The organism is Phormidium tenue FACHB-1050 (assembly GCF_014696925.1).
Classification (GTDB): Bacteria; Cyanobacteriota; Cyanobacteriia; order Pseudanabaenales; family Pseudanabaenaceae; genus Pseudanabaena.
Genome location: NZ_JACJQY010000052.1, coordinates 1 through 13,053 on the forward strand (window position 1 = coordinate 1; position 13,053 = coordinate 13,053).

The following is a 13,053-nucleotide window of genomic DNA, read 5'->3' on the forward strand; positions in this document are numbered from 1 at the left end:
CGACATTAATTTGTTAACAATAAGAAGATATCTGTATACTTCTAGTATTATTAATAACGACACTAATTTGTTAACGGCGACAAGTAATGTGTTACTCGACAGGTTTAGTAAAAATTTTCCTCAAAATGTCAAATAGTTTTGAGCATAAAAGCTTGGAAAAAAGATTTTAAAAATCTCCTAAATTTAAATCTCACATTTTCTGACAGGCTAAACTTGATAGAGTTTAGCTTTTGATTCAAGCTATCTTCAACCAAGGCATTAGTAATTTGGCTTTGAGCATTGCCAATAGCGATCGCGCTTTTCTCTCGTGACCAACTAACCAACTTTTTCTTTCCAAATTTTGAGATCGGAGCAAGTATTGTTATCTATAGAATGGCGATCGCATTGCTGCTAACAATCTCTACATTGTAGAAAGGCTTCTATGTCACGTTAAGAGGGTTAAAAAGAATGGCAGCAAAACTTTACGATACAGATTTTTATGCTTGGACTTTGGAGCAATCTAATCTATTAAATTCTGGAAAATGGCAGGAATTAGATATTGAAAATTTGGTGGAAGAAATTGAGTCTTTGGGCAAGCAACAACGGCAAGAGTTGAGAAACTGTCTAGGTATCCTAATCGGACATCTTCTGAAATGGCAATATCAGCCAGACAACCGTAGCAAGAGTTGGAAGGCAACTATTATAGAGCTATAGAGCAACGGGACAAATCATCAGAATCATTAAAGGAAAACCCTAGCCTGAAGCCATATTTACCCAAAGTGATTGCCTCGGCTTTTGTATCAAGTTTAGCGTTGGTCGTGCGGGAAACCCCATTAAATTACAAAGATCTCCCTGCGGAATGCCCATTCACTATCGAATAGATTCTCGATCCGACTTTTCCTGATTTAAGCCATTTTTAAGCATCTAAAAGACAATTCTTATCCAGATAATTCTCTAACCAAACGATCGCTTCTTTAGTTTGAAATCTCTCCTCAGCTTTAAGCCAAGGCATTAGTAATTTAGCTTTGAGCATTGCCAATTGCGATCGCGCTTTGCTTGGATCAGCATTCACAATTACTTGAATTTTTTCAACGGTTGATGGATTTTGTCGTGGTATCTCTTTGGGTTTGTAGCATTTGGAGTTTTCGGGTATTGGTGGACTGGGGCAAATTGACGCGATCGCCATTGCCTGATTAAAAGTCATAATTGGCTTGTATTCTTTTTCATGTATGGGTTTTAAGCTTTCATCAGAAAATCTGGAGACTTCGGGCAAAGGGATAGGGTTGAATTGATTAATTTTTTCTTCTTCTGATTCAACTAAAAACACTTCATTAGTGGCTTTACCTGTAACAAGGCTCTCTGTAATGATTTTAGGCTTTTGGAAATCTGTCTGATTTTCTGGTTTTTCTGTTTCTGTTGGTCTGAAATTGTTGCTAGAGGTTGTGTTACAGCTTTTTACTAGGGGTTGCCATAGTTTCTTGATTTCTGGTTTGTATAAGGTGGTGGGGCTGCACTTGGCGATCGCTCTAATTGCGGCGATCGCTTCACGAACTTTGCTGAAGGTAAGATCGTTTAGTTGTGCGATTGCTTGGGTAATTCGCTCGATGGCTGTTGGTTGTTTTTCTTGTTGATTTTTCTTGGTTGGGAGGTTGTTTTGGTTGGTTGCTTGGCTACCGTAGGGATAATGGGTAATCATTACGCTTTGGGCTGTATAAAGCGCTCTGCTTTCGATTTCTCTGGTGTGGTTGGAGTGCTCGTAGAATCCTTGGCAGTTTTTGGCAGTTGCGGCGATCGCTTGGGCTAGTTCGTGTGGATCGTCAATCCCGTCAAAGACGCGATGCTTGATCGCGATTTGAAATAACATTTCGTTGGTTTGTCCTTTGCCTGTCCAGCCGATCTCAATTCTTGCTTCGATGTTGGCTCTCCATTCTGTACCTTTGCCCTGTGGTTGAGTTTGATAGGTTCTTGGTTTTGGTGCTTTGGCAATTGCGGTTTCTAGTAGTTCTAGATCTTGGGCGATCGCGGCTTGGTCCCATAGGTTTAGAAATGTTTCTAGGGTTTGACTGTGGGGCTGGAGGTCGTCGTTGAGGATATAACTACTTTCTTGTAGGGGTAATCTATGTCCTTTGAATTGGGTGTTAAAGGCTTTGGTGTTGGGGAATTGTTCGATGGTTCCGTCTTTGATGGTTAGTTTGGCTTTTTCTAGGGCATGGCGGGCGGCACAGGCTAGTTTAAATGTGTTGATGCTGTAGGGCAGTGGGAAGTATAGGTGCAGTCCTTGGGAGGCTGATGATTGGATGGCGATATGGCGTACTAAGCCGATGCTTTCCATGGCGGCGCGGATTGCTGTTAGGGCTTGTTCGTTGTGTTGTGGGTGGTATTGGCTGCCTGCATCGATGTCTAGCATTAAGTAGCTGGTTTCTTTGCCAAATCTTACGCCTATGATCTCGTTTGGCGATCGCCATTTTTCAATTAGGTCTCTGGGCGTTAGGGGATATTTGGTGTTGGTGGTCCATTGTCCGTCTCGATTAGTTAGCCATTCCCATCCGTGCGGGAATAGTGCTGCAAATTTTTGCTCGATCAGATCAGCAGGTAGTAGGGTCTTATATGAAGATTTGCGGCTTGAATTGAGATCTTTTTGGAGGTAAGTCAATTTTTACCTCCTGCACGATTGCTAAATACTTTTTCCTTGCCATTTTGCTTGGGCAAGGCTTGAATTTTCAAATACATCTGGATTGTCCTGATTGTAAAGGTTGTAGCGTTTTCAATCAGGAAACAGACAGATTTTTTAGATGTGTTCAATAATTATTTTTGCTGAATTTGAAAAAATTTCCAGCAAAAACTGTTGCCAAACTCATATCTTGCATTAAGATATAAGAAAGCATTGAACAAATCTTGCCCAGCTAAAGCAATATCTGTCCGTTTCCGTTTATTTAATTGAATAGATACCTTCGGGTAGTCAAGAAGCTAGTGGTTCTCAGGCACTGGCTTTTTGCTTTTGAAGGGATACATTTTATCTGTGATCCTCCTTTGGATAAAAAACCTCAGAATAAGCATACATCGATCTCTCGGATTTGTTGAAACAATCTCGATTTTTGACTGATGTACCGATCGCCTCACTGGTGCAGATTGCTTTTATCGATTCACTCAAGAGTTATGGGGTTGTTCGTGGTGCGGATGATACTTTGAAGTTTTCTGCAAGTTATTGATTTTTACGAGGTTGCGAATCAGTCCCAATTTTGTCTGTTTGCTATTCTAAAAATGATTAATTGTTATAAATTTTGCTCTAATAGTTCGCCATTATCTTTTAGCCATTGCTTAGCTTTGTCCATTGTGGCTAATTGAGCTTTGATGATGTTCCAGAAACGAGGCGTATGGTTAGGCTCAATCAGGTGGGCTAATTCGTGAACGATTACATAGTCAATGACAAACATGGGAGCTTTGACTAATCGCCAGTTAAAATTTAGGTTGTTTTTTGGCGTACAGGAACCCCAATGATATTTACTGTCTGTAATCTTGGCTAGGTTGAACTCTGTCCCCATGCGTTGGGCATGAAATTGAACGCGGGGGAGAATTTTCTCTTCAGCTTTTTTGATGTACCAGTTTTTAAAGATGTCGCCGCGATGATTTGCTTGGGTTTTGGGTACTAAAAATCGATTACTGATAAATTGAACTTCTTTGATACTGTCTGATAGCTCTAGTCGATAGTTGCGTCCTAGATAGGGTAGAGACTCACCACTGATTAATTCTTTTCCTGGGGGGAGAGGTGGGTGATACTTTTGTTCGTGGTTAGTTTTCTGGTACAGCCATAGTTTGCGAGACTCAACAATCGCATTAATTTTTTCGGGTGATGTGCCTGTGGGCGCTTTGACGACAACGGAGCGATCGCGCTCAACTGTAATCGTGAGCGTTTTGCGTTTTGAGGAGTAGATGACTGCGTAATCAAGTTTCATTTTGGTTAATTTAGTCAGCGTATAGAATGCGATCGCTATTTTTTTCGGCTAACTCCATAACTCGCGAGATGATCTGATTGCGATTTTTGATGATGTTCGGTAGATTCTTAAATTCAGGGGACAAGAGAATTTTTTGAATTTCCGCCTTGAGTTTATTACGGGCGGGAATACTTTCCCAGAAACCAGCTAGTTGTAATTCGCGCTCAACCACCATAAACACTTGTTGCGTTAATGCTACGTTTTGGGCGATCAGATCTTCGGTTAGTTCGGTATTGCCAAAAAGCTCGCTCTTGAACATTCTGAAAAAGGGCATTTGCTTTTTCTTGTGCAAGCCATAGGTGGGTTCATTTTCTGCATCTCTGACCCGTTGGCGGAGTTTCTCTAATTCGATGTAGATTTGTTGCCAGTTGTCTTTAAATTGTTCGAGGATTTGGGCAAGGGCTGCCGCAAAGGATGCTTGGAGATCGGGGTCATCATCTAAATCAATATCAATGTGGTGACGGAGAGCGTGTTCGATCGCGGCGGCTTTGGTTTTGGTGCGTGATCGCTGATTGACTTCCTTTTCAAAGTCTTCATCGAGGATTGAGATTGGTTTAATTTTGAGATCGATGCCTGTGGAAACTAGGTAAGCATCGGTAATTGCTCGGAGTTTGGCGGGAATACCTTTCATACTGAGGCGAGAATCGTGAAAGTGTCGCTCAGCTTGGATGTTGATGTTGGTTAGTGCCTGATGATCAGATATAAATGCAAGGGCTTCTTTAGCGGGATAAACGAGGTTCAGGCTACGGGTAAATTGCTTGAAGGCAAGAATATATTTAAAGCGAATATCTTCGTCGTAGAAGAGATCGTAGAAAGCATCCGTATCGGTTAGGTCAGTTAGTCCATTTTCGGCAAGCATTTCCATAATCGTCCGATGGTCTGTTTCTAACAGACGAATTTCTGCTTCAGGAAAACTAAGGGTGTCTTCAACTTCCTTTTGTTCGCGTTCGTCATAGCTATCGAGGGCTTTCTTGAGGTGATGTCCTACGCCTACATAATCGACAACAAAACCTTTGTCTTTATCAGCCCCACCAACACGGTTAACACGGGCGATCGCCTGAAGCAGACTATGGGCTTGGATGACTTTATCGAGATACATCACCTGCTCAACAGGAGCATCAAAGCCAGTAAGCAGCATATTGTTGACGATGAGTATACCGATATCGCCTGTAATGCCGTTATCTTCGCTATCAAAGGGCAGTTTAAAGCTGGCAATCTTAGTCTTTGGGTCGTTCGTGTAGGGCTTTAGGTGGGGTAAATCGTTGTTACTGCTTGAAATAACTACATCGGTTTTAAGCTTTTTGAGTCGTTCGAGATTGATGTTATGAGGATTAGATATTTCTAGTTGGGTGATCGCATCAGCTAAAGCTATATCGATGTGGGTTTTGTAGCGGACGGCGGCTTCGCGAGAGGTAGCGACTACTTGGGCTTTGTAGCCATTGGTGAAAATGGATGGCAAATAGTGGTTAACAATATCCTTTGCTTTGGCGGCGATCGTTGATTCGGCTTCGAGGTAGGCATCACGGGAACCGTAACCTAAAATCTGGAGGCGTTCGGTAAGGTTATAGTCACTAAAAACATCCTCAAAAGCGCTATCCATCGCTGACTGGTCTGGTACTTCAGCGTTATGGGTGCGACCTTCATAAACAATTTCGAGGGTGACTTTATCGCTAATCGCTTGGCGCATGGTGTATTTATCAATGTAGTCACCAAAGACCTGCTCAGTTTTGTCGATGGGTGTGCCTGTGTAACCGATGCGAGTAGCGTAGGGGATGGCTTTGTCGAGATTGGCTCCAAGTAGGCTGTATTGCGATCGGTGCGCCTCATCGGTCATTACCAGAATGTTGGTGCTGGTGTTGAGTTCGGGGAAAGTTTCGGCAAGATCGCGCTCTTGAAATTTATGGATCATTGCCATCACTAGGTCGGAGGAGTCGCTTCGCAATAGTTCTTTGAGTGCGGCAATGCTATCGGCTGGTTTGACGGTGAAGCCGACATTTTGACCTGTTTCGGCTAGTTGCTGCTCTAGTTGGGTGCGATCGGTGACAAAGATAACTTTCCATTGGCAGAGGTTAGGATGGCGGTACATGGCTCGCACCATAAACATCATCGTGAGGGATTTGCCTGAGCCTTGGGTATGCCAAATGATGCCGCTACGTTCTCGCGGGGTTTTGCCTTCTAGTAGTCGGTTGATTGCTTTTTTGACGGCGCGAAATTGTTGGTAACGCCCCACGATTTTGATGGTTTCGCCTTTGTCATTGACGGAGAAGAGGGTAAAGTTACGGATGATTTCAAGCAGGTTACTTTGGTCTAACATTCCTGCGACAAGACGCTGTTGATCGTTGGGGCTACTGGCTCCGTGATCGAGGTCTTCGAGGATGCGGGGGAATGGGTCAGCCCAGCGATAAAAGTATTTTTGGTTGTGGGTGGTGATTGTGCCAAATTTGGCTTCGGTGCGACAGGTGGCGATGATGAACTGGTTATAAAAAAATAGGGGGGCGTTGCCTTCGCCTTTTGCGCCGCGTTGTTCGCTGTAGCGCATGAGTTGGTCGATCGCTTCTGGTATTGCATCCTGTACTTTGGGCGATTTGCACTCGATGACAACGACGGGTAAGCCGTTGAGAAAGAGGACAATATCGGGAATGATGTGGTTTTCTGTGCCGAGAATACGGATCTTAAATTGGCAAATGGCGATAAAGGAGTTATTGGCGGTATTGGCAAAGTCTACAAATTTAACGGTGGGGCTTTTTTCGCCTGTTTTACGGTTTTCGGAGATGCTGGTATTTTCTTGGAGGAGGGTGAAGAGATGGCGGTTATTTTCGAGAAGGTTATTGCTCGGAAAGTTGGCGGTTAGTTGTTTGATGACTTCTTCGATCTGGTCTGGTTCGAGCCAAGGGTTAATGATTTGCAGTTGTTGGCGCAAGATTGGCAACAGGACAACTTCGGTAAAACTGGCGCGATCGCTATCTTGTGGTTTTTGAGTGCGATCGAGGTCGCGCACTTCCCAGCCCAAGCCAGTTAGTTGATCGAGTAATGGCTTTTCGACGTGGTTACGTTCATCGAGTTTGATGGCTGGTGGTGTTTTATCTGGTTGCATTTTATTTAAGTTGGCTCATAAAGGCTCATAAATTTGTCGCGGTAATCGGATGCTTCATCCGTTTACATCCGATTTCATCCGTTTAAATTAACCCTGTAAACGGCACTGCGCCCTTTGCCATCTAGGATAATAGCTCCCTTACTCTTCATCCGTTTAAGCAATTCTTTTGCTTGTCCTTCAGAGAGACGACAGAGATCCATAACATCCGATCGCTTGATTTGCCCATGTTGGGCGGCGTAGTTGAGGACTAATTGTTCATTTTGGAGATTCGAGAAGCCTATTTGTCTGGTGTATTCGGCTTTTTGTCCTGCGGCTTGGTAAACGGTGGGGGCTAGGGTATAGGTACGACTGCGGGTGATGCCATGCGCTTGGACTAATCCGATTTCATTGAGCGATTCTAAAGTTTTTCTAGCTTGGAGGATATCTCTTTGAATATATTTTGCCAACTCTTCGGCACTTAGTCGTTTGGTTTCATGCAAGGCGGCTAGGGCGATGAGGCTATCAATGGGCAGGCTATGACCTTGGCGGTTTTCTTCGGCAACTACCAGTTTAAGAAATTCTAGATCGGCGGCATCGGTGGAAAGACGCAAAACGACATTTTTACTATCTGTATTGCTGTAGTTGGGGGCTGGTCTGCCAAATCTGAGTAAGCCGCGATAAATGCTGTCTATACCTCGTCCCGATCGCTCAACTAGCCCAATCCGTTTCATAGCATCAGCAAGGCGGGGATTGCGGGGACGGGGTTCGGTAGTGAGGAGGTTGGCAAGGGTGACACCATCGACTAGTCCACCAGCGTTACTAATGACAAGGGCATCGTCTTCTAGGCGAATGTGAACGGCTCCGAGTTGGTGATAGTCACGGTGAATTAGGGCATTGGCGATCGCCTCTCGAAAGGCACTCATATCGACTTTGGGGACAGGGACACGAAATAAACCGACTTGTAGTTCTTCTTCAGGGTTGTAGGGGCGAAAGTTGGTTTCTAGCCAGTCGAGGGCTTTGAGAAGGGGAAAGCGGCGAAATTCGTTAAAGCGGACGGCTTGCTGTGCCATGACTTGAAAGGCGAATTCATGGGTGGGTACGAGGTCACGCAGGGCGGTTTCGCGTCCGATGAGAAGTAATCCTGTCAGGGTTGGGATGCGGCTCCCGTCTGGTTGTCGGGTGGTCAGTCCTAATGCTCCGTCAAGGTCTGCGTCATCAAGTTCTAAAAGGATGCGATCGCCGCCATAGGTTTGGATACATTGGCGGAGGCGTTCGCGTTCTAGGGGGTCAAAGTCTTGGAGGGTGCTACCTGCAACGGGTTGAGCCGATACGTCTAAACCAAAGGTACTAGCGCGACTGGTGCGATCGTGGGGCATCATGGGGACACATTCGGGTGTTCCGTCATGTTTGAGGCGACGGCGCAAATATACGCCGTTGGTTGTGGCGACTTCTCCCTTTGCCTGTGGGACTTGAATCCGAGCAACTTCTCTCTTTTCAATGGTGAGGGTTTCGACTTGGACGGTGAGGGATGGGGATGTACGCGCCGCAACTAAGCCCACTAATCCGTTTAGCTGTCGGTGTTCTGGATGTAGTCCTGTGGCTGTGCCATCGTCTTCTACGCCTAACCAAAGTTCGCCGCCGTCGGTGTTGGCGAGGCAGGTAATTGCTTCGATGAGGTCACGATCTGAGAGCTTTTTAAGATCGCTTTTAAATTCAACGGTGAGGGTTTCGCGGGGTGGAATGGGGGAACTCATAGGCTGGCTGGCTCCCTTTCTTTGAGGAGGTTGGTAACGCGGACTTTGCCAGTTAAGAGGTCTTGCATGAGTCCAGTTTTAACTTTCTTTCGTTTGGTTAATGTACTTTGTTCTTTAACAAGTTGAGATTGGATTAGTTCAATGTGTTTAACTATAAGCTTTTGCTCTTCTATTGGCGGGAGAATAACTCGAAATTTTATGAGTTGACCAACATTTAGATTTTCTTTACCACCACCAACTAAAATTCGATTTAGTTCCGACTGACCTAGTTGACTCGCAACATACCATACTAAATATTCAGGAAGAAGGTAATCTTTCTTTGTTGAAGTAATTAGTGTAGTGAAAGTTGGAGAGCCAACATATTTTTTCGGGACTATCGCTGTATCTCCCACATTTACCCCTGTTCTGACAGTAATTACATCTCTCTCTTGTGTTGCTTTATTTGGAAATAATGCTACAAATTTCGGATCTAAATATAGAATTTCTCTATCGTCAAAATAGCCTTTTCGTATGTTTTGATTTCTAATCATCGGTATGCCTATATCTCTATAAGCATGAGTAGTAGATGAAGCTAGACCTACAACCACACGATGGGAACATTCTTCTAGAGATGACATATCCCACTCAACTGGAATACGCCCGATCGCCGAATCTTTAAACTCATGAGTGGCTTCACTGCGGATATTGCCATTTTCATCAATGCCTTTGGTGAGCAAGTCCTGTATTAGTCCCGTTTTGATGCGTTGCTGCTTGGCGATGATGGCTTCGGTTTGGGCGATCACGCGATCAATCGTAGATAAAACCTCAGTAATTTTTTCCTGTTCTTTTTTGTTTTCTGGATGTTGAACAATAAAAGTCTTTACAGTTGTAGCGTTTAAATTACTTTGTGTTGTTTGTGAAGATAAATTGATAACAGAATCACGAACATACTCTAACCAATAATAGAGATACTCTTGATCAATCAATTTAGAATTAACAATCATCGCTAATATTGCTTGATTCGTAGCTAGAGTAACTTTACTAATACGAACAAGCCCAAGCGTTGCATATATTGAATACAGTAGAGAGTTCTCAGGAACTAACCAAGTATTTGAATTTTTTAATCCTTCTCTTGTTAAAGTTTTGACAGTATGTTGCAAATATTTTCTAGTTGCACTCATATCTTCAATTGAAACAAATGGAATTTCTCCCCCATAGAAATCACTGCGTGATGTATTTGGAGTTCCCCCAGATTTCATAACGTCAAGCAGAGAAATTAAACTGCTATTTGTCCACTCATTTACAGCAATCACAACAAATACCCCAGCTTACTCAAAAACTCATTTAACTCCGACAAAGTCTGCGATCGCTCCGCATCTAACTCCTGACTCGACACCGCATACTTATCCCAAAGATTTTCAATTACAGCAATCAGCGATCGCTTAGCCCCATTCAAATAGCGAGTTAACTGCTCCCTAACCCAATCATAGAGCTTCTGCAAAATCAAAACCTTTGCCTCCTCAGTCGTTAATTGACCGCCAATTTTCTCTAACAAATCGTCAACCCGCAACAACCGCGCCTCTAACACAGACTTATCCTTAGTCAAAGCCGTCAGACTGCGTTTATAGTTTTTATCATCAGGATTTAGCGCCGCCATTTGACTCTCTAACTGCGCCAACAATTCCCGCGTTTCCCCTTGAAACTCCTCAGCCCCCAGCCGCTTTAACCGTAACTTTAAATCTAGTTCCGATTGTTTATCCTTTACCTCATCCTTTAAATCCTTAATCTGCTTTTCGAGACTGGCGATCGCATCATGAGCCTCGCGATATTTTGCCAACTCCCGCACCGCCGAAGCCCCACCCGAACCTTTCAGATCGTCCATAGCATCCTTCAGCGCTTTCTTAATGGTTGCCGCCGTAACCGATTCATCCTCATCTGGTTCATAGTTCACTACCTCCTGCGCCGTCTCGATCGCCTCACTCAGTTCCCCCTGTAACCCACTGATGCGACCCTCTAGCTCATCAATTTCCCTCACCTCAGCATCAAAAAACTCCCTAATCAAATAGTCATCAGGAATTAGCGTATGATGCCAACCCGTATTAATAATTGTCTTCAAGTCATAGCGAATCTGTTGCCACCAATTGACAAACACCCCCGCCGCCTGAAACTCATCCAACACCCCCAAACCAATCAGCTTATCCTTTAAACCAGTCAGCAACTCCCGCCGCACCTCTGGCATCTTCTTACTTTCACCCAGATCGTTAGACAACATCGCAAAATCATCCCGCGCCACTTGCCACCATTTTCTTAGGGCAGCATAATGATCGGCGATCGTGCTTTTTAGATTGGCATCCGCTTCCAAAGTCGTTTTAATCGCCGCCTTGGTTGTAATCTCTGACCCAAAAGCTAAATAGCGATCGCGCAACGACTGAAACAACGTCTCAGACTGCACCTTAAATTTCGCAAAATCAAGCGATCGCTCCACAACCTCACGCTCAGGAATCCCACCCAACAAGTGCGCCGTCACATCTTCGGGTTCAGGTTCGGGCGTATTGTCCACATAGCGGCGAATATTCAGATTGTAATCATGCTGCTCCACAATCTCCTGCTTACTCACCAAACGGCTATATTTGAGATATTCCTTTTTGTGGGTAAATACAAAATCAATTTTTTCAATATCTTCAGGACGTAACTTGTTCTGAGCCTTACCTTCGGCATATTCGCGATCGGCATTCACAAATAAAATCTTGTCCCGAAACTCGTCGGGCTTACTCTTATTCACCACCAGCACACAGGCAGGAATCCCCGTCCCATAAAACAACCCCGACGGCAAACTAATAATCGCCTCAATCACATCATTCTTAATCAACTCCTCCCGAATCAGCTTCTCTTTCCCCCCACGAAATAACACCCCGTGCGGCATGACCGTCGCCATGTGACCATTAGGTTTCAGGCTAGCGATCATGTGCTGCACAAACATCAAATCCGCTTTCTTGCCCAACTCAGGACAAAACTCCCAAAAGCGATTTGCAAACTTCAAACTAGCGCGGCTGTAGTTTTGCGAAAAAGGAGGATTAGCCAAGACGCGATCGAACTTGCGAATCTGCCCATTGTCCAGAATTAACGGATCTTCCAACGTGTCGCCATTCTCAATCGTGAAACGACTGATGTTATGCAAAATCATATTCATATTGCAGATCGACCACACCGTACCATTGGACTCCTGCCCATACATCGCCAAATTATTCGGGTCTTGTCCCTGCTCCTCCACATACTGATAGGACTGAATCAAAAAACCACCCGAACCCACCGTCGGATCGTAGATCGTATTTCCTGCCTCTGGCTTCACCAACTGCACCAACAGCCGCACCACCTCCGAAGGCGTATAAAACTCTCCCCCTTTTTTACCCGCACTATCCGCAAAAAACTTAATCAGATACTCATAGGCAGCCCCCAACAAGTCAGGAAACTCAAAGTTATCGTTCACCAGCACAAACTTAGGCTGATTAAAGTGATCCAGCAAATCCTTCCACTTCTGATCAGGAATCTTGGTTTTGCCCTTAGTCACATTGAAATCAATATTATTTTTCAGCACTCCTACTAAGGCATCATTAGCATCCTCAATCGCGGCGATCGCCTTATTTAGCATATTGCCAATATCTTGCTTGAGATGCTTCAGAGGCGGTACTTGATTCCCCTCTTCATCCACCCAAGCCTCATGCCAACGTGCGCGAGGCGGAATAAAAAACGTCTCACCATAGGAAGTTTTATCTTCCAGTAATTCAGCTAAAAGTTCAGGTTCATTAGCCAGATGAGCATAGGTCGTTTTCTTAATCTCTTCCCGTTTGCGATCGAACTCATCCGATAACCGCTTAATAAACAACAGCCCAAAGATAAACTCCTTGAACTCCGAAGCATCCATCTTGCCCCGCAAAATATCGGCTGACTTCAGCAGAAAATTTTCTAATTGACTGAGGGTAATTTTCTCTTGCTGCAAGGTTATTCGTCCAAACTCTAAAATTTCACCAAGACCACAGATGACAAGCTACATAAACCTAGCCTTGAAATAAATGCCAGTTATGCGATCGCCTTCACAGAATAGCCGAAATCTGGTGTTAACAACAGATTAAACCTTAATTTACATAATTACAGCTTTCTGCAATTACATCTTTCTGTAATCACAGCTTTCTGTAATGGCGCTACCTAGCGATCGCTATTCTCCTCCCCTTCAAAATGAGAGTTTCATACCTGTTTAGGTTAGAAAAACAATGCTCAG

9 protein-coding genes are annotated in these 13,053 nt (G+C 44.2%); 3 read left to right on the forward strand and 6 right to left on the reverse strand.

What is annotated here, in order from left to right:
- Nucleotides 1-447: 447 nt before the first annotated feature.
- Nucleotides 448-693: a DUF29 domain-containing protein gene (locus H6G05_RS25905; RefSeq protein WP_322096416.1), complete on the forward strand. Its 246-nt coding sequence runs from the start codon at nucleotides 448-450 to the stop codon at nucleotides 691-693.
- Nucleotides 666-860, forward strand: a complete 195-nt coding sequence (locus H6G05_RS25910; RefSeq protein WP_322096417.1) for a DUF29 family protein — start codon at nucleotides 666-668, stop codon at nucleotides 858-860. Before H6G05_RS25905 ends, H6G05_RS25910 begins: the two co-directional genes overlap by 28 nt.
- Before the next feature lie 35 nt (nucleotides 861-895).
- Here H6G05_RS25910 and H6G05_RS21725 read toward each other — a convergent pair whose 3' ends face one another.
- Nucleotides 896-2,632 carry a bifunctional DNA primase/polymerase gene (locus H6G05_RS21725; protein ID WP_190581470.1) on the reverse strand — a complete coding sequence of 579 codons (1,737 nt, stop codon included), beginning with the start codon at nucleotides 2,630-2,632 and terminating at the stop codon, nucleotides 896-898.
- A gap of 421 nt (nucleotides 2,633-3,053) precedes the next feature.
- On the opposite strand from H6G05_RS21725, the gene H6G05_RS25690 reads away from it, so the two are divergent.
- On the forward strand, nucleotides 3,054-3,188 hold the full coding sequence (locus tag H6G05_RS25690) for a hypothetical protein (RefSeq protein WP_277874781.1): 135 nt from the start codon (nucleotides 3,054-3,056) through the stop codon (nucleotides 3,186-3,188).
- A gap of 63 nt (nucleotides 3,189-3,251) precedes the next feature.
- Here the strand turns inward: H6G05_RS25690 and H6G05_RS21730 are convergent, their stop codons facing one another.
- From H6G05_RS21730 to H6G05_RS21750, 5 genes are all read right to left on the reverse strand, one after another.
- Nucleotides 3,252-3,932, reverse strand: a complete 681-nt coding sequence (locus H6G05_RS21730; protein WP_190581471.1) for a M48 family metallopeptidase — start codon at nucleotides 3,930-3,932, stop codon at nucleotides 3,252-3,254.
- 10 nt (nucleotides 3,933-3,942) lie between these two features.
- The gene (locus tag H6G05_RS21735; protein ID WP_190581472.1) at nucleotides 3,943-7,065 is read right to left on the reverse strand and encodes a type I restriction endonuclease subunit R; all 3,123 of its coding nucleotides are present in this window, start codon (nucleotides 7,063-7,065) and stop codon (nucleotides 3,943-3,945) included.
- A gap of 74 nt (nucleotides 7,066-7,139) precedes the next feature.
- Nucleotides 7,140-8,798: an ATP-binding protein gene (locus H6G05_RS21740; RefSeq protein WP_190581474.1), complete on the reverse strand. Its 1,659-nt coding sequence runs from the start codon at nucleotides 8,796-8,798 to the stop codon at nucleotides 7,140-7,142.
- Nucleotides 8,795-10,090 carry a restriction endonuclease subunit S gene (locus H6G05_RS25915; RefSeq protein ID WP_199310723.1) on the reverse strand — a complete coding sequence of 432 codons (1,296 nt, stop codon included), beginning with the start codon at nucleotides 10,088-10,090 and terminating at the stop codon, nucleotides 8,795-8,797. Before H6G05_RS25915 ends, H6G05_RS21740 begins: the two co-directional genes overlap by 4 nt.
- Nucleotides 10,087-12,774, reverse strand: a complete 2,688-nt coding sequence (locus H6G05_RS21750) for a type I restriction-modification system subunit M (protein ID WP_190581476.1) — start codon at nucleotides 12,772-12,774, stop codon at nucleotides 10,087-10,089. The genes H6G05_RS25915 and H6G05_RS21750 overlap by 4 nt, the downstream gene beginning before the upstream one ends.
- Nucleotides 12,775-13,053: the final 279 nt, after the last annotated feature.